The organism is Pandoraea captiosa, assembly GCF_902459775.1.
In the GTDB taxonomy this organism is placed as follows: domain Bacteria; phylum Pseudomonadota; class Gammaproteobacteria; order Burkholderiales; family Burkholderiaceae; genus Pandoraea; species Pandoraea captiosa.
In genome coordinates this window covers 24,543-48,018 of the sequence record NZ_CABPSQ010000010.1, presented here as the reverse complement: position 1 = coordinate 48,018, position 23,476 = coordinate 24,543, and the positions used below count along the sequence as shown (strand labels likewise).

Here is a 23,476-nt window from a genome sequence, read left to right as displayed (position 1 = left end):
TTACGCTCCCTTCGCGAGTTTGGCTTTGACGGCCGAGGTCACGAAAACCTTGCCTTCGTTGGCGCCGGGAACGGCACCCTTCACGAAGATCAGGCCACGTTCAGCGTCAATGCGCGCGATTTCGAGATTCTGCACCGTCGTCGTGACGTCACCCAGGTGACCCGTCATGCGCTTACCCGGGAACACACGACCCGGATCCTGCGCCATACCGATCGAACCCGGAACGTTGTGCGAACGCGAGTTACCGTGCGATGCGCGACCCGAAGCGAAGTTGTAACGCTTGATGGTACCGGCGTAGCCCTTACCGATCGACACGCCTTGCACGTCGACCTTCTGGCCCACCTGGAACAGGTCGACACCGACCACTGCGCCCGGCTGCAGTTCAGCAGCTTTGGCAGCATCGATGCGGAATTCCTTGAGGATTTCACCGGCTTCGACACCCGCTTTCGCGTAGTGACCGGCGGCGGCTTTGGTCACGCGCGTGGCGCGACGATTGCCGAAAGTGACTTGAACGGCGGTATAGCCGTCCGTTTCATCCGTCTTGATTTGCGTCACACGGTTGTTAGACACGTCGAGCACGGTGACGGGAATCGAATCGCCGTCGTCCGTGAAAATACGCATCATGCCAACCTTGCGACCGACAAGGCCAAGGCTCATGATTTTCTCCATTCCCGACTGCGATTGGCCGGGGCTAAATGACAAAAGGATGGTCCACGGACGTGGGCCATCTTTTCAAAACTACACTTGAGCCCGCCATTATAGGCGGACTTTTATCGCTTGACAAGTGTTGCTAAATCACATAACAAAAGCCCCGCCGGGTCCAGCATTGGCGGGGCTTTCGAGAGCGAAACCGCTCGCAAGCCTTACTGCAGCTTGATTTCGACGTCGACGCCAGCCGGCAGGTCCAGCTTCATCAGCGCGTCAACCGTCTTGTCCGTCGGATCGACGATGTCCATCAGGCGCTGGTGCGTGCGGATTTCGAGCTGGTCGCGCGACGTCTTGTTGACGTGCGGCGAGCGCAGGATGTCGAAACGCTCGATGCGCGTCGGCAGGGGCACCGGGCCCTTGACGATCGCGCCGGTGCGCTTGGCGGTTTCAACGATTTCGGCGGCCGACTGGTCGATCAGGCGGTAGTCGAAAGCCTTCAGGCGGATACGAATCTTTTGGTTCTGCATGGAAATTCTCCAAAGAGCGTGGCAACCCTCGTTCGGGCGCCGGGTAAATCACAAAGAGCGAACAGAATGACGATGACGAAGGGCCGAAACCCTTCGCCATCCATCGATCCGTATTAGGCGACGATCTTGGCAACGACGCCCGAACCCACCGTACGGCCACCTTCGCGGATGGCGAAGCGCAGACCTTCGGTCATGGCGATCGGAGCGATCAGCTTGACGGAGATCGAAACGTTGTCGCCCGGCATGACCATTTCCTTGTCGGCCGGCAGGCTGATCGAGCCCGTCACGTCCGTCGTACGGAAGTAGAACTGCGGACGGTAGTTGTTGAAGAACGGGGTGTGACGACCACCTTCATCCTTCGACAGCACGTACACTTCGGCCGTGAATTCCATGTGCGGCTTGATCGAGCCCGGCTTGGCCAGAACCTGACCACGCTGAACGTCTTCACGCTTCGTGCCGCGCAGCAGAATACCGACGTTGTCGCCTGCCTGACCTTGGTCGAGCAGCTTGCGGAACATTTCAACGCCCGTGCAGGTCGTCTTGTCGATGTGCGGCTTGTCGCCGTCCATCTTGATACCGACGATTTCGATTTCTTCGCCGACCTTGACGACGCCCGACTCAACGCGACCCGTCACCACCGTACCGCGGCCCGAGATCGAGAACACGTCTTCCACCGGCATCAGGAACGGCTTGTCGACAGCGCGCTCCGGCGTCGGGATGTACGAATCCAGCGCGTCGGCCAGGTTCATGATGGCCACTTCGCCCAGTTCGCCCTTGTCGCCTTCCAGCGCCAGCTTGGCCGAACCCTTGATGATCGGGGTGTCGTCGCCCGGGAACTCGTACTTCGAGAGGAGTTCGCGAACTTCCATTTCGACCAGCTCGAGCAGCTCGGCGTCGTCGACCATGTCGCACTTGTTCAGGAACACGATGATGTACGGAACGCCAACCTGACGGGCCAGCAGGATGTGCTCACGCGTTTGCGGCATCGGGCCGTCAGCAGCCGAGCAAACCAGGATAGCGCCGTCCATCTGGGCAGCACCGGTAATCATGTTCTTGACGTAGTCGGCGTGGCCCGGGCAGTCAACGTGTGCGTAGTGGCGCGTAGCCGTTTCGTACTCGATGTGTGCCGTGTTGATGGTAATGCCGCGTGCCTTTTCTTCCGGCGCTGCGTCGATTTCGTCGTACTTCTTGGCTTCGCCGCCGAACTTGGCCGACAGAACCGTTGCGATAGCAGCCGTCAGGGTGGTCTTGCCGTGGTCAACGTGACCGATGGTACCGACGTTCACGTGCGGCTTGGTCCGCTCGAATTTTTCCTTTGCCATTTCCGAATCCTCAGATACTGAATAGACGATTAAACAGTGTGACGGGCGCTGCATCGCATGATGCAGACACCCCTCAATTCAATTACTTGCTCTTGGCGCTGATGATGGCTTCGCTCACGTTCTTCGGAGCTTCAGCGTAGTGCTTGAACTCCATCGTGTACGTGGCGCGGCCTTGCGTGGCCGAACGCAGCGCGGTCGAATAACCAAACATTTCCGACAGCGGAACTTCGGCGCGCACGATCTTGCCGCCGCCGACCATGTCGTCCATGCCCTGGATAATGCCGCGACGGCTCGACAAGTCGCCCATCACGTTACCCATGTAGTCTTCCGGCGTTTCCACTTCCACAGCCATCATCGGCTCGAGAATGACCGGGCTGGCGCGGCGCATGGCTTCCTTGAAAGCCATCGAACCGGCCATGCGGAACGCGTTTTCGTTCGAGTCCACATCGTGGTACGAACCGAACGTCAGGTGAACCGTGACGTCGACCACCGGGAAGCCGGCGAGAACACCGCTCTTCAGGGTGTCCTGGATACCCTTGTCAACGGCCGGGATGTATTCACGCGGAATCACACCACCCTTGATCTCGTCGATGAACTTGTAACCCGCGCCCTGCTCGCTCGGCTCAAGCGTAATGACAGCGTGACCGAACTGGCCGCGACCGCCCGACTGCTTGACGAACTTGCCTTCCACATCGGCTGCCGACTTGCGAATGGTTTCGCGGTAGGCAACCTGCGGAGCGCCGATGTTGGCTTCCACGCCGAATTCGCGCTTCATGCGGTCCACCAGAATTTCGAGGTGGAGCTCGCCCATACCCGAAATGATGGTCTGACCCGATTCTTCATCGGTTTGCACGCGGAACGACGGATCTTCCTGCGCCAGGCGGTTCAGGGCGAGGCCCATCTTTTCCTGGTCGACCTTGGTCTTCGGCTCGACAGCCTGCGAAATCACCGGCTCCGGGAACACCATGCGCTCGAGCACGATCGGGGCCGACGGGTCGCACAGCGTGTCACCGGTCGTTGCATCCTTCAGGCCGACGGCAGCGGCGATGTCGCCAGCGCGCACTTCGTCGATTTCTTCACGCTGGTTCGCGTGCATCTGCACGATACGGCCCAGGCGTTCCTTCTTGCCCTTGACCGAATTGAGCAGCGTGTCGCCCTTGTTCACAACACCCGAGTACACGCGGAAGAAGATCAGCTGACCAACGAACGGGTCCGTCATGATCTTGAACGCCAGCGACGAGAACTTCTCGTCGTCCGAAGCCTTACGCTCGGCCGGCTGTTCCTTGTCGTCCGTACCCTTGACCGGCGGAATATCGACCGGCGACGGCAGGAAGTCGATCACGGCGTCCAGCATACGCTGCACACCCTTGTTCTTGAACGCGGTACCGCACAGCATCGGCTGAATTTCGCAGGCGATGGTACGCAGGCGCAGGCCTTCAATGATGTCAGCCTCGGAGAGGTCGCCCTCTTCCAGGTACTTGTTCATCATCTCTTCGCTCGACTCGGCAGCCGCTTCGACCATGCCTTCACGCCACTTCTTGGCTTCGGCTTGCAACTCGGCCGGAATGTCGGTGTAGTCGAACTTCATGCCCTGGGACGCTTCGTCCCAAATGATCGCCTTCATCTTGATGAGGTCGACCACGCCCTTGAAGTTTTCTTCCGCGCCGATCGGCACCACCACCGGCACCGGGTTTGCCTTCAGACGGTTCTTCAGCTGGTCATAGACCTTGAAGAAGTTCGCGCCGGTACGGTCCATCTTGTTGACGAACGCCAGACGCGGCACGCCGTACTTGTTGGCCTGACGCCAAACGGTTTCCGACTGGGGCTGCACGCCACCCACGGCGCAATACACCATGCACGCGCCATCGAGAACACGCATCGAGCGCTCGACTTCAATCGTGAAGTCGACGTGCCCCGGGGTGTCGATGATGTTGATGCGGTGCTTTTGATAGTTGTTGGCCATGCCGGACCAGAAGCAGGTCGTGGCAGCCGACGTAATCGTAATGCCACGCTCTTGTTCCTGCTCCATCCAGTCCATCGTCGCCGCGCCATCGTGCACTTCACCGATTTTGTGGTTCACACCGGTGTAGAACAAAATGCGCTCGGTCGTCGTGGTCTTACCTGCGTCGATGTGAGCGCTAATACCGATGTTGCGGTAGCGCTCGATAGGGGTTGTACGAGCCACTTTAAGCCTCTTTCAATGTAGCCGCCATTTTTGAGGGGGCTACTAACACAAACGGGCGAGGCGCAATTTCTCATGCGCACCCGCCCCGGTTTCTGCTCTAGGTACTGCTTGCCAGCGTCAGAAGCGGAAGTGCGAGAATGCCTTGTTGGCTTCGGCCATGCGGTGAACTTCGTCACGCTTCTTCATGGCGCCGCCACGGCCTTCCGAGGCCTCGATCAGCTCACCTGCCAGGCGCAGGGCCATCGACTTCTCGCTACGCTTTTTCGCGGCCTCACGCAACCAACGCATCGCCAATGCCATACGACGCGACGGACGCACTTCGACCGGAACCTGATAGTTTGCACCGCCAACACGGCGGCTCTTGACTTCAACCACCGGCTTCACGTTGCCGAGAGCGGTGTTGAAGACTTCCAGCGGATCCTTGCCCGCCTTGGTTTGGATCTGCTCGAAAGCACCATAAACGATGCGCTCTGCCACCGACTTCTTGCCGGCAAGCATGAGCACGTTCATGAATTTAGCGACTTCAACGTTGCCGAACTTCGGATCGGGCAACACTTCGCGCTTGGGGACTTCGCGACGACGCGGCATGATTTCTTCCTTAATTGATTCAGTTGGAGCCAGGCTCCAGGCCACCTACTAGCCATTCGCTGGCCGAGTGACCACTTACTCAGTGACGATGCACCACCATCACCGAACGTATATCCGCTAAGCCGCTTAGGCCTTCGGACGCTTCGCGCCGTACTTCGAACGGGCCTGCTTACGGTCCTTGACGCCTTGCGTGTCGAGGCTACCGCGCACCATGTGGTAACGCACACCCGGCAAGTCCTTCACACGACCGCCGCGAATCAGCACGACCGAGTGTTCCTGCAGGTTGTGGCCTTCACCACCGATGTACGAGATGACTTCGAAACCGTTCGTCAGGCGCACCTTGGCAACCTTACGCAGAGCGGAGTTCGGCTTCTTCGGCGTCGTGGTGTACACGCGAGTGCACACGCCGCGACGCTGCGGGCAGTCCTGCAGTGCCGGGCTCTTGCTCTTGATTTGAGCAGAGGTGCGCGGCTTGCGGACCAATTGGTTAATCGTTGGCATTGTGATTTCCTAAACGTGTCAAAAGCATGAAGGCCAAGGCGGGCCGTCATGCGACCTTACTGCATACTCCCGGCTACCCCTGCGGATCATCCGCACCTAAACGCTTGATGCATAAGCACTTTGCATTAGGCACGGCCATGCCGCCGGAAAAACCGGAGCCTGCGACTATACCTGTGCCCCGCGCAAGTGTCAACGCACTTTCGCGTGTGTTCGCCTCGTAAGTCGTTGATTGTTAACGTCCAAACACAGGTCCAAAGACAGGTTCGCGCATCGGTTCGACGTCGGGGTGGCACCTGTCAAATTCAAGTCTTGCGACCCACATGTATGCAAACTACACTGCATACACCGCGAATTCACGCGCAAATATCCATACATAATACCGACATCGCTATGGAAGGCTCCCACGACACTCTGCGCGCCACCTTCTGGAAACCCGCCCTCTCGGCAGGCAAAGGCCCTCGATATCTGCGTCTGGCGAGCTTTATCGAGCAATCCGTCGCCGATGGCCGTCTGCGCCCGGGCGACCGGTTGCCGGCCCAGCGGGAGCTGGCGTCGTGGCTGGGCATCGATTTCACGACGGTCACCCGCGCCTACAACCGTGCGCGCGATCGAAACGCCATCGAAGGCCGCGGCCCGCTCGGCACGTTCGTGAGTACACCGCGCGTGGCCCTCGATCAGGTGCTCGATCTGGGCATGAACATTCCGCCCGCGCCCGCCGGGCTGTTCCTCGGAGAACTGCTGCAAAAGGGCATGGACGACGTGCTGCGCCACACCGACGCCTCCATGCTCATGGCCTATCAGTTGGGAGATGGCGGTGTGGCGGACCGCCAGGCGGGCGCGCTGTGGCTCGCGCCGATGCTCGGTCAGGTCGAGCCCGCCGACGTGCTTGTCTGTCCGGGCGCCCAGGCCACGTTGGCCGCCTTGCTGCTCATGGACACCGCACGCGACGAGACGCTCCTGTGCGAGCCGATCATTTATCCGGGCGTTCGCAGCGCAGCCCGCTCGCTCGGCCGCCGACTGGAAAGCGTGGCCGTCGACGACGACGGCATGCTGCCCGATGCCCTCGCCGCGGCCGCCCGGCAACACAACGCGCGCCTCGTCTATCTGAACCCCACGCTTCAGAACCCGACCACACGTACCATGCCGGAGCGCCGCCGCCGCGAGCTGGTCGCGCTCGCCGAGCAACTCGATCTGACATTCATCGAAGACGATCCCTACTGGCGCCTGACCCCGGATGCCCCACCGCCGCTCGCCCGTCTCGCGCCGCATCGCGTTCACTATGTTTCGACGCTGTCGAAGTGCCTCACCCCGGGCCTGCGCACCGCCTATGTCCGGCTCGCCCACGGTCCCGCACGCGACACCTTCCTGAACACGCTGCATTCCTTCGCGCTCATGGCCCCGCCCCTGATGGCGGGACTGGCCACCCAGTGGATTCATGACGGAATGGCAGATCGCATCATGAACGGCGTGAGAGAAGCCGCCGCGCAACGTCAGGCAATCGCGGCGGACATTCTCGGAGACGGCCTCACCGCCCCGATTCAGGGCATTCATCTCTGGCACGCCCTGCCTGCGCCGTGGACCGCCCGCGAGTTGACCATCGCGGCTCGCGCCGAGGGGCTGGCCGTCACCCCTGCCGACGCCTTTTGCCTCACCTCCGATGCCCCGAACGCCATCCGCATCTCGCTGGGCGGGGTGCGCGACCCCGAGCGCCTCGCAAGCGCGCTCAGGCGCTTGCGGTCGTTGCTGCGTGAAGCGCCGCCGAGCTTGCGCGCCGCCATCGTCTGACGGATGGGGCATGTGCGTCGGGATTGCAAATGAAGGCGTCCCGACACGACAGCCCGAATTCGGACAGCAGGAATACTCCGGCCACCACGGCAACGCCCTTTGCCCTCAACCGGAGTGACGACGATGCATTTTTCGCTTGGAGAATGGTTGACGACCGCCCTGACGTTCACGAACGGGTGGACCGTGCCAACCGGACACACCTGGAATCTCGCGACGACGCTCACGCGTGCCGCCTCGGCGCCGAATCACATCGGTTTGCCGAGCGGCCCGGCGAGCAGATCGCCGCTCGACCGGGCTCAGCCACTGCATCACGGACCCATCACGCGCGCCCAGGTTTTCGCCGAGCGACTGGCGCACGTGCGGCCGATATGCGTGGTGGGCAGTCGAGACGATCAGGAGAATTGCCTGCTCGATCTCCCGGCGGATGTGCATCTCGATGTCAGCGCGACACGCCTGCTGCTGGCCGGTTGCGAAGCCTCGCTCCCCGCCGGGCTGAGCAAGGCACTGGCCGAAGACGGACGCAACGCCAGTTCACTCGAACGGCGCTTCTTCGAGGCACACGCCGCCGAATCGCAAGGTCCGTACGCCGTACCCGCATTGGTCCGTCGTCTGAACAAGCGCCTCAATCAGCTGATGCCAGGGTGGCAACGACTGCTGCGCAGAACGAACGCGTACCTCCAAGTGCCACAACTCACGTTCCAACGCGTGATCACCAGCGAGCAGGAAGCCCGCCGCCATGGCATTCAAGTGCCGTTTACTCGGCCGGACCTCCACCTCCCCTTGGGTGAGCCCGTCGCGCACGACGCCATGCTCGGCGCGTACCTGCGGATACCAGCCGATGGCGTGACACATACGTTGTTCGTTTCGCTGCGCCTGCCCCAGACCCTGGAGATCATCGAACAGACACCGCAAGCGCATGCCGCGGCACGGTTCACCGATCTGTTTGGCGATATCCCGGCTCACTTTCAGACATCGAACCTGCGAATGCGCACCGTGGCGCATTGCGACGATCTCGTTGAGGCGCTTGCCGAGCATCTCCACCTGGGTCACCGGCGCTATCGCGAGTTCGCCTATGGCGCGACGCGCGAAGCCCTTGCGCCCACCTCGCATTCGCAAGTTCGCCAACGCCTCTGCCCGCGGGCCCGACCGCTGGCGACGTCTCCGCCACGCCCGGGCGAGCCGGACCGGGCGACCGCCGGCCCGTCGCCCTCGATGTTGAAGACGGCGAAGGCGACCGAGACGGCGAAGCCAGCGCCCACCTCCACCGCGCCCGACACCATGCACGCGCCACCACGCCGACGCCCCTCGCAGCGCGACCAACCGTCGCTGCGGGAGCTCGAATGGGCGATCGCCGAGCTGGAGCGACTCGACACGCTATACACGGTACAGGGTCGCCCCCGCTACGGCTGACGCGGTTCGTCCAACGCGAAGGCGGTCGCCCCGGCGCGACGGCGGATAAACGTCGAATGAGCGCCAAACGGCACGCGCACGGGATAGCGGACGACGAACGTGAACGCCCCCCCTGAGTCAAGCTATCAATTCCGCTAGCCGATTCTGTCGCGTCAGGCGTAGCCGCTGTCACTCGCCACGTTTTGCACGACACGACGAATTCGTACACTCCCTCATTTCGGCGGTAGCATTGACGCCATTCGTCCAGACACGAGTTCCCTCCCCGCCATGCAGGCAAGTTTCGAGAAAGACAGCATTCTGGTGCTCGATGTCGACGGCACGCTGACCGATTCGGTACGTATCCACCAGCGCGCACTGCTCGGTGCCATGGAGTCCCTGGCATTCGAGGCACTGAATACGGACTGGGGCAGCTACCCGCACCACACCGACACCGGGATTCTGATCCACGCGCACGTCGAGAATGGCCGCGCATTGCCGCTGCCGCACGATCTGGCCCGTTTCGAGCACGAAATCGACGAACGTTTCACCGCCCTGCTCAATGCGCACGGTCTCGCCGAAATTCCCGGCGCACGTGCGTTCGTCGAGGCGGCCCACCGGTCACGATGGGGCGTGGTGTTCGCCACCGGCGGCATTCGTCAGGTAAGTCACCGCAAACTGCGCTCGGTTGCCATCGACTACACGGACGCGATGCTGATCACGGCGTCCGAGTACAGTTCGCGCGAACAGCTCGTCGCCGAGGCGATCAAGCGTGCGCAGGTCGGTTATGGCATCACGCGCCCGCGCGCCGTGGTCTCGATCGGCGACGGCATGTGGGATCTGAAAGTTGCGCGCCAGCTCGGCATCGAATTCGTCGGCATCGGCTCGAAGCGCCAGCGTTCGCCGTTGCTCGACGAAGGCGTACCGGTCTACGACGACATGTGGGACGCCATGCATTGGCTCAATCCGGGCCGCGGGCGCGCGTCAGGTATTCGCTTGGCGTCACGCCCATAAACCGCCGGAACATGGTGGAGAACGCGCTGGGGGTGTCGTAGCCTACTTCCAGCGCGACCTGCGTAATGGGTCGTCCCGCGCCCAGCAAGGGCAACGCGCCCAGCAGACGCATCTGCTGACGCCACTCCCGGAACGGCAATCCGAACTCCGTCATGAAGCGACGCTCGAGCGTGCGACTCGACGCCCCGACCTCGACCGCCCAGTCCTGAAGACTGCGCGCGTCGGCTGGGGTACTCAGATAGGTGTCGAAGATCTTGCGCAAACGCGCATCGCGCGGCACCTGCAAATGAAGCGGCGAGTCGCTTTTCCACTCCACCTCCTGAAGCAGCAGCGCGATCACGAGCGCGTCCTTGCCGTGCGGCGACCAGTCCGGCGGCAGTGTCATCGCCCGCAAAATCAGCTCGCGCAATAGTGCGGAGACACGAATGACCACTGGCGTATCGGGCGCCGACATGCCGCAGCGTGCCGCGTCGACATACACCGTGCGCATCTCGACTTTGCCGCGCATGCGCACTTCATGCGTGACTTCCGCAGGAATCCACAGCGCCCGCTGCGGAGGAATGACCCAGAACGACGTATCCGTGCGCACTTCGAGAATCCCGGCGCAGGCATACATCAGTTGTGCGCGTCGATGGCTGTGTGGCCGTACCACGTGGCCGTCCGGGTAGTCCTTCGCCAACACGCCGACCGGACGGTCGTGAGCCTGAAACGCCAGGGGGATCTCACCGGTGATCGGCATGGGAACCAGGTCTCTCAATAGGCAAAAGGGAGCGGAAAAACGACAGACGGCGACAGACGGAAGGGGCGAAACAACGGAAGGACAAAGAGATGACGACGTCACAAGCGTAACATCGCCCACAGGCCACGACCAAGCCGAATCCGGTCCCGACTGCCTTACGGCATTACAGCCACGTCGCAGCCACATCCGCCGCTTCGAAGCCGCCTCGAAGCCGCCTCGAAGCCACTTCTCAGCCACTTCTCAGCCGCATCGCAGCCGGAATCACAACCGGGGTCACCATCAGTCGCTCACGGCTCAAAAGGGTTTGACGATGACCAGCGCGACGATTCCCGCCATGGCCACCAACACCACGGGCAACGCGCGCGTGAACAGGTTCGTCGGCGTCGGCCCGGTGTTTCGCCCCTGGCGATCCAGGCGACGCAGCGTCGCCGACAAGCGTCCGTGCAGCGCGGACACAACGATCACCAACACCAGCTTGGCCATGAACCATGGGGCATGCCACCAGTTGCCCATGACGGCAAGCACAGGCCCGGTGATCCAGACCACGCCCAACGCCGGGGACGCCATGGCGTAATCCGCGCGCCGCGCGACGCGACGCCATTCCGCCTGGACGAGGCGGGCGCCAAACGCCGTCGCCATCGTCACCAAGCCCGCGATAAGGACGATGACGGCGATCAGATGCAGCGCCTTGATCCACAGATAGAGCATCGCCTGTCTCCTGAAGGCCGCGAATGATTATTTCCATCTAAGCAAGAGTTGCTTGTGATAAGTCGCCTTTATCACGAAGAGTCACATTAATACACTGCAACTGTCGACGATGAATAACACATCGCCCCCTTCAAAAGACAGGAGAAAACATCATGAAGCGCACCCTTATTACCTCGGCTCTGGTTTCCGCAATGCTGGCCGTCTCGGCCGGTTCCGCATTCGCCAGCGACGCATTCGACGGCCCCTCGGAATTCTCGTGGGTGCCGCAGACCAGCGCCCTGAGCCGTGCTCAGGTTCGTGAAGAACTCGTTCAGGCCCAGCAAGCCGGTCTCGTGGTTCAGCACGACGCCGTGTACCCGAAGGCGGCCCCGAGCGCCCAACCGGCTGTGGCCAGCGCCGCAGTGACCGTGGGTTCGGTTGGCGGTCTGCCGCGCGTAGGCACGACCTACTTCGGTTCGTAATGTAACTCGTCGCGCCGCGCGTCTCTTCTATGACGAGAGACCGCGGCGCGACGCGCGTTCTGCGCATAACGACGCACCGGTTGCCCGGTGCACAGTGTGATCTCCGGTCTTCTCCGACCTAAGACTCCTGTCGCTGTGCGTAGCGGTTTGACGCACAGGACTTTGCCCGTCGCTTCGGCGACGGGCTTTTTTAGCGACAGGCCTGCACGAGCGCCGGTTTGTCGCTCCTCATGTCCGCCCGCCTCCCCCGCTTCCCCCGCTTCCCCCCGCTGAAAACGAAGAAGCCCGCCGAAGGCGGGCTTCCTTGTCTTGCGTCACCGCGACTTACAAAGACGACTTGCTGAAGGACTTCGCGAGGAATTCGAGCGCACGGCCGTGCGCGAGCGCCGCCGACGGCTGGTGATACGATCCGCGCGCCCAGCAATTAAAGCCGTGATCGGCCTGCGGGTACACGAATACTTCGGTGTTCGGGCGCGACTTCACCGCGTCGCTGACCTGGGTGACGATATCCGGCGTGATGTGCGAATCGAGCGCGCCGTAGTGAAATTGCGTCGGCACGTTCAAATTGGCCGCTTCGCTCAGATAGTTGTGAATGCCTCCGCCGTAGTACGGCACAGCGGCGTCGACCTGTCCGCGTGCAGCGCTCAGATACGAAAGCAGACCACCGAAGCAGTAACCGATAGCGGCGACATTGGCGCCCGTATCAAGCTTGCTGCGAAGCACCTTGACCGTCGCGCCAACGTCCTGCACGGCCTTCTCGACATCCACGGACTTGCGCAGTTCCATCGCGCGGCTCAGGTCCTCGCCCGCATAGCCCAGCTCGATGCGCGGGGCTGCGCGCCAGAAGATGTCCGGCGCCAGCACCACATAGCCGTCCGCCGCATACTGGTCGGCCACCCCGCGAATGTGTTCGTTCACACCGAAAATTTCCTGCACCAGCACCACGCCTTGCGCGTTTGCCGTTTTACCCGTCGGTGGCAATGCCAGATAGGCATCGAAGGTGCCGTCCACGGTTTCAACTTTGATCCATTGACTGTTCGACACGGAAATTGCTCCTTCAATTAGGGGGAAATGCCCGCGCCCTGCCATCTTGCACCCCCCGGGGGCGTGCGCAACATCGGGAGACGGCCGGACACGAAAACGCCGAATCAGTATAGGGATTTTTCCGCGGACGCACAGCCAGCGAAAGCGCCCGCCACGTAAGGCTCCGCGACGCTCCTTCGCACGAGAGGCCCCACGGCGGCGTCCGACGCACATGGCATCGGCATCCGTGCCTTATCCGTCGTTTCAGCAACCGAACCCGGGCGGGTTCGCCTGCATCACCGGCGTGCTCCCTTTGGGATGACCGAAAAGCATCAGCATTTGCGTTGCATCGGATGTCATGAGGGCTCCTCGAACCCTGTTTCTCCTCCCGCCTTACAAGCCGTTACCTCACGCCGTCGAGCGACACGTTGCGCGTTACGCTTGACCCCGTCGTCCGATGCTTTTCATCGAACGCATTTAATACGGAGTCCATATGATAAAGAGGTCCATGCGACAGATGGTCAATGCCCTTGCCCTGATCGTCGCAATGACGGCGGCAGTGACCAACGCCAGCGCCGCCACGGCGAGCACCGACACCCTTCCTCCCGCTGCGCCCCCTGTCACGGCAACGCGCATCGACCGTCACCCCGGCGAGATGCCACCGCCGCCGACGGGTCCGCGCTTCGGTGATCCTCGAGAGCATGGGCCGATGGGCACACCGGGTCCCGGCTTCGCTGCGATGCGTACCATCGATGAGATCGCGCATCTCTACCGGGTCGGCGGGCATCCGGAGTCCGTATTGCCGTTCTACCGCGAAACGCTCTCGCAGACGCGCGACCCCGTGCTGCGCCACCACTTGCGCGAAGCGATCGCACGAGAAGAATTGAAGCCTGCCGACACCACGGCGGCCATTGCAACGCTGCGCGCGCAGTTAAACGAAGATCTCGCCGCGCTGCCGCCCGCCGAAGCCAAGCGTCGTTAAGACGCTGATGTCACGCTCGCCCCAATGCGAGGTGAACGAGCGTCGGGCTGTTCAACGCAGCCCCATCGCATCAGAAGGTGTACTTCGCGCCGGCGTTGACAAGCACGCCGCGCGCGCCACCGGTGCCGAAACTCTTTTGGTAGGACACGCGACCATAAAGCGAGAAACTCGGGCCTTGCGTGCTGTTCACACCCAGCGAGAACAGCATCGCATCGCCGTACTTCCCTGACGTGAACATCGCGTTCGACACTTGCACGTTGGTACCACCCACGAAGGCATGAACGACGTCGAAGCCGAAATACGGTGTCACCCGTCCGGTGCTGATGTCGAACGCGCGCGTGAGTCGCACGCCGAGACGCCCGGTCACCTGGTTTTGCGAGCCGATGTTCACGGCAAGCCCGTCGGCGTCGACAACGTTATCGAAGCCGAGATGCTGACCCACGAACTGCAACTGCGGCTCGAGACTCATTCCGTACGGGAGCGCCAGCGGATAGCCGCCCTCGATGGACGCCGCATAGCTGTTCCCGCGCATCGGCGCCACGTCGCCCCGCGCGTCGGTCGTGGTGCGGCCGTTGAACCAGCCGACCGAGACGATGCCGTCGACGTACCAGCCCTTCTGGCTCTGATAAGTGCCATACCCATAGAGCCGGTAGGTGCTCGCGCGCGTGGAACTCGGCCCGTCGATGGCGTTCGGGTCGTAGTGCAGCCACCCCATCGAGCCCGCGGCACCGAAGCGCCACGTGCCGTCATCGGTGAAGTGCTTGAACAGATTGCCACCCACCTGAATGGCCCCGTAATCGGCGCTCATGTCGTAACCGAACGCCTGAAAGCTCTGGTTGGAACGATATTTGAAGCCACCGCCATAGCCGCGCATGAACATCTCGCCGGGGCCGCGGTCACGCCCCAGTTCGCGATCGTCGCGCACTTCCCCCAAGCGTCGGTGCAAGGAGTCAATGTCCATCAACCCGGCCTGCAGAAACGCCACCGGCGCGCTCAGATAGGACGCCACTTGCGGCGCCACCTGGCGGCGCGCGTCCGGCGGCACCGGGTCGTCGATCTCTCCGCCCGGATTGCCGGGCTCCTCCGGATCGACCGGCCCTTCCGGTTCCACATAGGCACTTTGCAGTCGATAGTCCCAATGCCCGGTTCCCGTACTCACGAGATTCTGCGAGCCCTCGGCAGTACCGTGGGCCGACCCGGGGCCGTAGGCATACAGGCGGTATTCATAGGGCGAGTTGGGTGCAACGACATAGCCGCCTGCAAGCCGGAAGGCGTTGAACGTCGACGCCCCCGCCACCTGTACCACCGAAATCCCCTCGTCGTTCGTGATCACGCCGCTGGGCGAGGTCAGCTTCCCGGTGCTGCCCGAGGTCGGTTTGATTTGCAGCAGCGTCGTGCCGCTGGCCGAGCCCTGAATCAGCAACCGGTCACTGTACTGATTCGACAGCGCGCCGCCTTCGTTCAGATAGGTGTTGAGCGCCACCGTGCCGTTATTGCCCACATAGCTGTTGCCGATGGTCACGTTGCGGTACGACCCCTGGCTCGTCGGTGCCGAAGTGAGCTGCGACGTGACCGGGAAATCGATCAGGCTGTTCGCGTTGTTCAGCTCGGTCACGTTGGATGACCCCATCACGTGCCAGACGCTGTTGTTGCTCAGATTCACCACGGAGGTGCTGTTGGCGTCGGTGTAGATTCGTCCGGTCAGCGTGGAGTTGCTTGCGTCCAGATTCAGGGTGGCGCCGAGACCCGAGCGGGTGGTCGCATTGATCGCACCGCCGCCGCCACTGAGCGTCGAGTTGACGAGGTTGACGTTGGCGATGCCGCCGTAAGCCCACAGCGCCACACCGGTGTCCGACGTCACCGTCGTGTCCTGCAACGTCATGTTGTAACCACCGGCACGCAGCGGCGCCGCCCGGCTGCCCGATACCAGCGCGAGGGACGGTGCGGGAATGTCGCTGCCGAGTTCGGTCGGCGTCGCAGGAATCGGCGTATCGATGGCAAGCGGCGGCGGCGGGTCGCTCGACGGCAGCAGCGGTGTCGTAGCGGGCATGGGCGGCAGCCCCGGCGTCGGCGCCGACACCGTCACGCCGGTGATGGAGGCCGGTGCGTCGAACACGATGGCGGCAGTGTTCGTGCCCGACGCACGAATCGTTGCCCCCGCAGCATTGAATTGCCCGCCGTTCTGAATGCGCACAGCGTACGCGTTGGTGCCCGACGTGGTGAGCGACGTGCCATCCCCGGTCGCCGTGCTTCTCAGCAAATTGACCGTGCCGGCATTGGCGTAGATGCCGTAAGTGCTGGCCTTGTCCGTCGTAATCGAGCCACCGGCGAAATTGGTCGTGCTTCCCGTCCATCCATAGATGCCGTAGGCCTGTGCGCCATGCGTTGTAATGGCGAAGTCCGACAGATTCACGGTGGCGGCGCCGGTACCCGAGAGCAGGCCGTAGGCCGTCTGCCCTTGCGTGGTGATGGAACCGCCATTGAGCGTGGCCGTCGTGCTTCCCGAGATCCACATACCGTAGGCCGACGTGCCAAGCGTGCTCACCGCGACCTGCGAACCGGTGACAGTGGACGTGCCGTTCACGAGCAAACCGTAGGTGGCGTTCTGCGTCGTCGACAGGCTCAGCCGATTGAGATTGCCGAATGCTGTGCCTATGCGCACCGCGTGACTGCCCGCGCCGGTCGTCTGAACCGTCACGGTCCCGGCCGTTGCCGAATCCGTGTTCGTGTTGAGCGTGCCGCCCGACTCGGCATTGAGCCCGAGCGCACCGGCCACGCCGGTCTGGATCAGCGAATTGCCGTTGATGGTGGCGGTGGACCCGTTGTAGACCTGCACACCGCCCGCCCCCGACACCTTGGCCCCGTTCGCCGTGATCGTCGAATCCGTGAGCGTGATGTTGCTGCCGCCCCAGGAGCGCACGCCCCAGCTGTCCTGACCGTTCACCGTGATCGACGTTCTGGTGAGATCGATGAACGACCTCGCGCCATATGGACGCATGCCATCCGCGCCGGTGCCGGTCGTCACGATCGTGACGTCGGATCCCGTTAGCCAGGAACTTCCCGAAGCCGACTCCGGCATGTAGACGCCGTGCACCGATGTTCCATTGCCGGTCAGCAGCACCCCCGCCGTGCTGGCGACGATGTTGACCGTCCCGTTGGCGATATAAAGTGCGTCGTTGGGCGCACCGAACTGATAGTCGGAGGTGATCGCCACCTGCCCCGGCGTGCCGAGATTCGGATTGATCGTGACACTCGCGCCGCGAAATACCGAGACGCCTGCCCCACCGAGGTGCGTCGGGTACGGCGGCACGGGATGGATCGTCACACTGCCCTGAATCTCACCTACGGGCACGACACTGCCATCGTAAAACTGCTCGTAGGTCAGGACGGTGCCCGACTCGATGACCGGCGTCGGATAAATCTGCGCCCTGACATCAGTCGCTGACAAAAACACCAGAGAGACTGCCACCGCAAGGGGGTGAAGACGGGGCGTGCGTTCGCGCATGGCGTGAGTCACTGTAGCTCCTTGGGAAAGGGAGACAAGCGGACACAACGAAAGCCGTACGAAGCAATACAGACAATACGAAGTACTACGAAGCTGCCATAGAAATAGCAAATGGCGTTGAAGACGGATTAACGTCCGCTCGTTAAGTAAACACTAAACCAATCGCAATGAAAATCACAGCGCAATGGCGTCTCGAAACGCCGCGGATACAGGAACTACCGAGAATCAGGAATTTAAATTGTTAGTTTCGGCGTGCTTATAGTAATTTTAATTACCGGAACGTTGCTTAATCGTTTCTTTTGGCGCCTATTTTGGCGTCTCGATTTAGCGTCGCGTTTTATCGCCTCTTATTACCATCTCTTTTATTGAGTCGCTTGATTGCGCCCCGTGATCGCCTCTATGGAACCGCCCCCCTATCCCCGTTCGCAAAAATGGCGATCGACTCGTAACCAATGCGCCCACTAGGCCGCGCGCATGATGTTTTCGTTCCACTTCGGCAACCAGTCGAGCAAAAACTCGGCGAAACCTTCCGCGGCCGGTGACGCCGCACGCGAGAGCGGACGATACACGCACACCTGACGAATCGTCTCCGGCGCGATCACCCGGCGCATTTCCAGCCCGAACGCATTCGCCAGCGCCGCCACGTACCCTGGCGTGAGCGTCGCGGCGAGTCCTTGCGACGCGACGCCAAGCGCCGTCGTCACGTTATCGACGACATCGATGGACGTGATGCGCGCGTCCGGCGGCGCGGACAAGCGCATTTGCGCAACGCTGCGCTCGTGATCGCGCCCGGCGGCGACGAGCGGCGTGTCGCGCAGGTCGGTCCATTTCACACGCCGGCGGCGTGCGAGCGGATGCTGCGGTGCACACCACAACACCCACGGACTGTCGAACGCGGGTGTTCCGGCGACATGCGCGCCCGTCGCGCGATTCGGGCCAATGGCAATGTCGAGATCGCCATTGGCGACATGATCGATAAGCGCATCGACCGGGGTATCGACTACGCGCACCACCACCTTAGGACGCGAGGCCGTGTACTCCCGAATCGCGGCGGGCAACGCCATGCTCGCCAGCACGAGCGGCGCGCCGACACGCACGATCCCGGCAGCACGATTGCGCAGATCGTCGGCGGTCTTCTCGGCGGCCTGCACATGCCGCAGCACCGATTCGGCGGACGCGAGGAAATCCCGGCCCGCACTCGAGAGCGCCACACGTCGCGTGGTGCGGTCGAAAATGCGGAAGCCGAGCACCGACTCCAGTTCCGCCACCAACTGACTCACTGCGGAGGAGGTGAGTCCCAGACGATTGCCCGCCTCGGCGAAGCTGTGTAATTCGGCAATGGCCACCAGCGCTTCGAACTGGCGCAACGTAACGCGGGTCAGGGGCATGGCGTTTCGATTATCAAGTTTCACTTACGAATGGACCAGAATCGATTGATTGTTCCGCAAAGGGGCGTCGCCCACAATCGATTTTCAAAATTCCCCCAATGAATCCATTGAGCATCGAGACGGAGCCAGCCGCATGCATCGAGCCGCAACGCGCCCCCTGTTTTCTCATGTCGACGCCTACCCCGGCGACCCCATCCTCGGTCTGAACGAAGCGTTCGGTCACGACCCCCGCCCGCACAAGGTCAACCTGTCCATCGGCATCTATTTCGACGACGACGGACGCCTGCCGGTCATGCAGGCCGTGCGCGAGGCGGAGGCGGCCGTGCTCTCCGATATCGGCCCGCGCCCCTACCTGCCGATGGCGGGCACTGCGCTGTACCGCAACGCCGTGCAGGCTCTCGTCTTCGGCGAGGACAGCGCCGCGCGACGCGAACAGCGCATTGCGACACTGCAAACCCTGGGCGGCGGCGGTGCACTGCGCGTGGGCGCGGACTTCCTGAAGCGCTACTTCCCCGGGAGCACCGTGTGGATCAGCGACCCGAGCTGGGACAATCATCGCGTGGTGTTCGAGAGCGCCGGTTTTCCGGTTCATTCCTACCCCTATTACGACGATGCCACCGGCGGCCTGCGCTTCGACGCCATGATGCAGACCATCGCCGCGCTGCCGCCGCACAGCATCGTGCTGCTGCATGCCTGCTGCCACAACCCGACGGGCGTCGATCTCTCGCATGCGCAGTGGCAAGCGCTCGTGCCCGTGCTGCACGAGCGCGGCCTGATCGCCTTCGTCGACATGGCGTATCAGGGATTCGGCGACGGCCTCGATGCTGACGCCTTTGCCGTACGCGTGCTCGCCGACGCCGGAGTGCCGACGGTCGTCGCCAACTCCTTCTCGAAGAATTTCTCCCTGTACGGCGAGCGATGTGGCGCGCTGTCGGTGGTGTGTGCGACGGCGGACGAAGCCGCGCGCGTGTTCGGCCAGCTCACCGGCACCGTGCGGGCGAACTACAGCAATCCGCCCACGCGCGGCGCGCGGCTCGTCGCGCAAGTCCTCACCACGCCCTCGCTGCGACGTGCGTGGGAAACCGAACTCGACGGCATGCGCGAGCGCATCGCCGCAATGCGCTCGCAGATTCACGCGCGGCTCGCTCCGCATGTCGATGGCGAGGCGCTGTCGCGCTATATCGCGCAGCGCGGCATGTTCACCTACACGGGCCTGTCCCCGGCGCAGGCCGACACGCTGCGCGAGTCGCACGGCGTGTACCTGCTGCGCTCGGGCCGCATGTGCGTGGCCGGGCTGAACACGCGCAACGTCGACACCGTCGCGCAGGCCATCGCCCGGGTGATGACGCAGTAAGGCGTCATGCAACACGGCGAGCATGCCCGCCGCAAGGCGCATGCGACATCGACATAACAACGACTGGAGACAATATGAATACTGCCTCGGCTGCCGGCGTCCACATCGAACAGGACACCCCCTCACACACCTGGCGCGCGGTGATATCGGCGTCCATCGGCAACGCGCTCGAATGGTTCGATCTGGTCGTGTACGGTTTTTTCGCCGTCACGATCGCGAAGCTGTTTTTCCCGGCGCACGACGACACGACCTCACTGCTGCTGACGCTGGGCACCTTCGGCGTGTCGTTCTTCATGCGACCGCTGGGCGCCATCGTGATCGGTGTCTACGCGGATCGACGCGGGCGTCGCGAAGCCCTGACGCTGACCATTTTGCTGATGATGGCGGGCACCGCCATCATCGCGTTCATGCCGACGTATGAAACCATCGGCGTGCTCGCGCCCATGGGCATTGTGCTGGCGCGCATGATTCAGGGCTTCTCGGCGGGCGGGGAATTCGGCAGCGCCACGGCGTTTCTCGCCGAACATGCGCCGCAGCGACGTGGTTTCTTCGCGAGCTTTCAGGTCGCCAGTCAGGGGCTGACGACCTTGCTCGCCGCCGGCTTCGGCGCGGTGCTCACGAGCACGTTGTCCCCGGAGCAGATGCAGAGCTGGGGATGGCGCGTGCCGTTCCTGTTCGGCCTGCTGATCGGCCCGGTGGCGTATTACATCCGTCGCCACGTGAGCGAGACGCCCGAGTTCCTGGAAGCCGAACCCACGCAAACGCCGCTGCGCGACACGCTGGAGCAGCAAAAGATGCGTCTGCTGCTGGCGGTCGGCGTCGTGGTCGTCGCCACGGTCTCGACCTATCTGGTGCTGTACATGCCGACGTACGCGATCAAGCAATTGGGCCTGCCCGCCTCGGTCGCCTTTGCTGCCACGGTGGCGACGGGCATCGTGCAGATGTTCCTGTCGCCCGTCGTGGGCGCGTGGTCGGATCGGGTGGGACGGGCAAGGCCGATGATGATTGCCGCCGCCTTGTTGCTCGTCGCGATCTGGCCCATGTTCTGGCTGCTGTCGACGTATCCGAGCTTCGGCATGATGCTTGCGCTGCAAACCTTGCTGGGCGTGCTCATGACGATCTACTTCGCCCCCCTGCCCGCGTTGGCGTCCGAGATCTTTCCGGTGAAGACGCGCACGACGGGCCTGTCGCTCTCGTACAACCTGTCGGTCACGTGCTTCGGCGGCTTCGCGCCGTTCATCCTGACATGGCTGATCAACGCGACGGGCAGCAAACTCGCACCGAGCTTCTACATGATGGCCGCTGCCACCGCAGGACTGATCGCGCTGAGTCAGGTGTATCGGCACACCGGTGTACGCTGACCTACGACAACTCGCTTCGGCTCACTGCGGATACAGCCCATGGACCCGCCCGAAGAGGCGGGTCAGTCCGAGCAACGCATCGATGTTCGGTGTCGGCACCGACACGCGCTGACCGATCTCTCGCACCACGCTGACCAGCGCATCGAGTTCGATCGGACGATTGGCTTCCACGTCCTGCAACATCGACGTTTTGAACGCCCCCAGCTTCGCCGTCACCAGATGCCGGTCTTCCGGCGACTGGTCGATGGCGCAACCGATCTTCGCACCGATCGCCGCCGCTTCGCGCATGGCCGCCGAGCAAAACTCGCGCACCAACGGATCGTCCAGCAAGCGGTCGATGGTCGCGCCCGTGATGGCGGACACCGGGTTCATCGTCAGGTTGCCCCAGAGCTTGTACCAGATATCGAGCCGCACATTCTCCGACGCCTTCGCCTCGAACCCTGCGCGCTCGAGCAACCCCGCCAGACGTTGCACACGCTCGCTCGTGCCGCCTGACGGCTCGCCGATGATGAGGCCTCGCCCCATCTTGTGATCGACCAGTCCCGGCTCGGGCGTGGAGGCGCTGGCGTGCACCACGCAACCGATCACGTTCGCCAGCGGGATCGCCGCACCGATGGCGCCCTGCGGATCGACGCTCGCGAGCGGCGCGTCGCCGAATGGCGCCACGCCCTTGCAGAACCACCACGGCACGCCGTTCATCGCGGGCAAGACCAGCGTTTGCGGGCCGAGCAACGGCACGACCGCCGAGGCGACCTGCAACAGCGCGGGCCCCTTCACCGCGATCACGACCAGATCCTGATGGCCAAGTTTTGCAGCGTCCTCCAACGGGTGCGCCGCAGCCACGGGCGCCGTGGCCAGCGCCTCGCCCTGCTTCACCCGCCACCCACGCTCGCGCAGCGCCGCGAGCGTGGCCCCGCGCGCGAGCGCACTGACCTGCGCCTCGCCCGCAGCAGCCAGCTTCTGCCCGATCAGGCCACCGATGGCGCCCGCACCAATGATCGTCACCTTCATGCGCTTTTTCCCTTGATCCCTTGCTCTGGTTGATGTGCCGCGAGGCGGTAGTTTTCCTTGAACCGCTCCGGCACACGTTCATCGAAACCCAGCGCCACACGGCGCACTTCAGGACTGTCCCCCGGCGGATGCCCCACACCGAGCGCCGCCGCACGCGGCGCGTCGATCTGCACCACGCGCCCGGCGAGACGCCCCAACCCCGTAATCTCGCACTCGACCAGATCGCCCGCATCCACCGAACGCGAATGGCAGGGCGTGCCCATCAATATCACGTCGCCCGGCAGCAGCGTGATATGGCGGGCAATGTCCGCAATCACATAATGCGGGCCCCAGATCGTTTCGTCGCCGATATGGGCTTCCTGCACCACGCGCCCGTTGCGATAGGTCCGCAGCGTCTGCTCGAACAGGTTCACCCCTCGCACGATACCCGGTCCGATGGGCAGCAGCGTATCCGCCCCTTTGACCCGCAGCATCGATCCCTGGTCGGTATCGCGAAAATCCTGCAATCCCATATCCAGCGCCGGGCAGAAACCTTCGATGTAATCCCACGCCTCATCGGGCAACACATTACGACACGTTCGCCCGATCACGACCGCATATTCGCTTTCGTAGTTCAGATACCGGCAGTCCGCCGGCTTCAGAATCTGGCCGCCATGACCGTTGAGCGAAGTCGGCGGCTTGGTGAAATACGTCGGAGTATCGGTGGGTTTCGGCCGGTTACGCGTCTCCATGCTACGCGAGCGATAGGAGATGTGCACCGCAATGATCTTCGAGGGATTGACCGGCGGCAGATGCGTGAGCGTTTGTGAGTCGTCTGGATCGACCAGACGTCCGTCGTCCAGGCGCAGCATGCCCCGATCGTCGCCGGACTCGACGAGGGTGCCCCAAAATGCGCTGCCCCCCAGCAACACGTGGCGACGCTCCACACGCGGGCCGCGCATGACGGCGGGCAATTCGCGCAAGGGAAATTCGAAATCCATAGTCTCGC

The 23,476-nt window shown here is 62.9% G+C and carries 20 protein-coding genes; 7 read left to right on the top strand and 13 right to left on the bottom strand.

Annotated features, from left to right (window positions below; genetic code table 11):
• The 6 genes from rplC to rpsL form a co-directional block, all read right to left on the bottom strand.
• Positions 1–657 carry a 50S ribosomal protein L3 gene (gene rplC, locus PCA31118_RS20800; RefSeq protein ID WP_150626955.1) on the bottom strand — a complete coding sequence of 219 codons (657 nt, stop codon included), beginning with the start codon at positions 655–657 and terminating at the stop codon, positions 1–3.
• Between the two features lie 206 nt (positions 658–863).
• The gene (rpsJ, locus tag PCA31118_RS20795) at positions 864–1,175 is read right to left on the bottom strand and encodes a 30S ribosomal protein S10 (protein WP_010804138.1); all 312 of its coding nucleotides are present in this window, start codon (positions 1,173–1,175) and stop codon (positions 864–866) included.
• Positions 1,176–1,288: 113 nt separating this feature from the next.
• Complete coding sequence (tuf, locus tag PCA31118_RS20790) at positions 1,289–2,497, bottom strand: elongation factor Tu (RefSeq protein ID WP_150626954.1); 1,209 nt, start codon at positions 2,495–2,497, stop codon at positions 1,289–1,291.
• Between the two features lie 82 nt (positions 2,498–2,579).
• Positions 2,580–4,682 (bottom strand): elongation factor G, encoded by a 2,103-nt coding sequence (gene fusA / locus PCA31118_RS20785; protein WP_044457330.1) that lies wholly within the window; start codon positions 4,680–4,682, stop codon positions 2,580–2,582.
• 117 nt (positions 4,683–4,799) lie between these two features.
• Entirely contained in the window at positions 4,800–5,270 is a 471-nt protein-coding gene (gene rpsG, locus PCA31118_RS20780; RefSeq protein WP_023593821.1) for a 30S ribosomal protein S7, read from the bottom strand.
• Between the two features lie 126 nt (positions 5,271–5,396).
• On the bottom strand, positions 5,397–5,771 hold the full coding sequence (gene rpsL, locus PCA31118_RS20775) for a 30S ribosomal protein S12 (protein ID WP_010804142.1): 375 nt from the start codon (positions 5,769–5,771) through the stop codon (positions 5,397–5,399).
• A gap of 390 nt (positions 5,772–6,161) precedes the next feature.
• Here rpsL and PCA31118_RS20770 point away from each other — a divergent pair, with 390 nt between their 5' ends.
• The 3 genes from PCA31118_RS20770 to PCA31118_RS20760 all read left to right on the top strand — a co-directional run bounded on the left by PCA31118_RS20770 (position 6,162) and on the right by PCA31118_RS20760 (position 9,956).
• The gene (locus PCA31118_RS20770) at positions 6,162–7,556 is read left to right on the top strand and encodes an aminotransferase-like domain-containing protein (protein ID WP_150626953.1); all 1,395 of its coding nucleotides are present in this window, start codon (positions 6,162–6,164) and stop codon (positions 7,554–7,556) included.
• Between the two features lie 123 nt (positions 7,557–7,679).
• On the top strand, positions 7,680–8,966 hold the full coding sequence (locus PCA31118_RS20765) for a hypothetical protein (RefSeq protein ID WP_150626952.1): 1,287 nt from the start codon (positions 7,680–7,682) through the stop codon (positions 8,964–8,966).
• Positions 8,967–9,233: 267 nt separating this feature from the next.
• On the top strand, positions 9,234–9,956 hold the full coding sequence (locus PCA31118_RS20760) for an HAD family hydrolase (protein WP_150626951.1): 723 nt from the start codon (positions 9,234–9,236) through the stop codon (positions 9,954–9,956).
• Here PCA31118_RS20760 and PCA31118_RS20755 read toward each other — a convergent pair.
• Positions 9,904–10,695, bottom strand: coding sequence for an AraC family transcriptional regulator (locus PCA31118_RS20755; protein ID WP_150626950.1), 792 nt, complete (start codon positions 10,693–10,695; stop codon positions 9,904–9,906). The genes PCA31118_RS20760 and PCA31118_RS20755 overlap by 53 nt on opposite strands.
• 294 nt (positions 10,696–10,989) lie before the next feature.
• Complete coding sequence (locus tag PCA31118_RS20750) at positions 10,990–11,403, bottom strand: CopD family protein (protein ID WP_150626949.1); 414 nt, start codon at positions 11,401–11,403, stop codon at positions 10,990–10,992.
• Positions 11,404–11,555: 152 nt separating this feature from the next.
• On the opposite strand from PCA31118_RS20750, the gene PCA31118_RS20745 reads away from it, so the two are divergent.
• Complete coding sequence (locus PCA31118_RS20745; RefSeq protein ID WP_150626948.1) at positions 11,556–11,864, top strand: DUF4148 domain-containing protein; 309 nt, start codon at positions 11,556–11,558, stop codon at positions 11,862–11,864.
• 324 nt (positions 11,865–12,188) lie between these two features.
• On the opposite strand, the gene PCA31118_RS20740 is transcribed toward PCA31118_RS20745, so the two are convergent.
• Positions 12,189–12,953 carry a dienelactone hydrolase family protein gene (locus tag PCA31118_RS20740; protein ID WP_150626947.1) on the bottom strand — a complete coding sequence of 255 codons (765 nt, stop codon included), beginning with the start codon at positions 12,951–12,953 and terminating at the stop codon, positions 12,189–12,191.
• 427 nt (positions 12,954–13,380) lie between these two features.
• On the opposite strand from PCA31118_RS20740, the gene PCA31118_RS20735 reads away from it, so the two are divergent.
• The gene (locus PCA31118_RS20735; RefSeq protein ID WP_150626946.1) at positions 13,381–13,869 is read left to right on the top strand and encodes a hypothetical protein; all 489 of its coding nucleotides are present in this window, start codon (positions 13,381–13,383) and stop codon (positions 13,867–13,869) included.
• A gap of 70 nt (positions 13,870–13,939) precedes the next feature.
• Here the strand turns inward: PCA31118_RS20735 and PCA31118_RS20730 are convergent, their stop codons facing one another.
• Both PCA31118_RS20730 and PCA31118_RS20725 read right to left on the bottom strand, forming a co-directional pair.
• Positions 13,940–17,386, bottom strand: a complete 3,447-nt coding sequence (locus PCA31118_RS20730; RefSeq protein WP_150626945.1) for an autotransporter family protein — start codon at positions 17,384–17,386, stop codon at positions 13,940–13,942.
• A gap of 449 nt (positions 17,387–17,835) precedes the next feature.
• Positions 17,836–18,762 (bottom strand): LysR family transcriptional regulator, encoded by a 927-nt coding sequence (locus PCA31118_RS20725; RefSeq protein ID WP_150626944.1) that lies wholly within the window; start codon positions 18,760–18,762, stop codon positions 17,836–17,838.
• Between the two features lie 157 nt (positions 18,763–18,919).
• Here PCA31118_RS20725 and PCA31118_RS20720 point away from each other — a divergent pair, with 157 nt between their 5' ends.
• Together PCA31118_RS20720 and PCA31118_RS20715 are read left to right on the top strand one after the other, a co-directional pair.
• Positions 18,920–20,116 carry an amino acid aminotransferase gene (locus PCA31118_RS20720; protein ID WP_150627026.1) on the top strand — a complete coding sequence of 399 codons (1,197 nt, stop codon included), beginning with the start codon at positions 18,920–18,922 and terminating at the stop codon, positions 20,114–20,116.
• Between the two features lie 74 nt (positions 20,117–20,190).
• Entirely contained in the window at positions 20,191–21,477 is a 1,287-nt protein-coding gene (locus PCA31118_RS20715) for an MFS transporter (RefSeq protein WP_150626943.1), read from the top strand.
• A gap of 21 nt (positions 21,478–21,498) precedes the next feature.
• Here PCA31118_RS20715 and PCA31118_RS20710 read toward each other — a convergent pair whose 3' ends face one another.
• Together PCA31118_RS20710 and PCA31118_RS20705 are read right to left on the bottom strand one after the other, a co-directional pair.
• Positions 21,499–22,488, bottom strand: coding sequence for a 2-dehydropantoate 2-reductase (locus PCA31118_RS20710; protein WP_150626942.1), 990 nt, complete (start codon positions 22,486–22,488; stop codon positions 21,499–21,501).
• Entirely contained in the window at positions 22,485–23,468 is a 984-nt protein-coding gene (locus tag PCA31118_RS20705; protein WP_150626941.1) for a fumarylacetoacetate hydrolase family protein, read from the bottom strand. The genes PCA31118_RS20710 and PCA31118_RS20705 overlap by 4 nt, the downstream gene beginning before the upstream one ends.
• Positions 23,469–23,476: the final 8 nt, after the last annotated feature.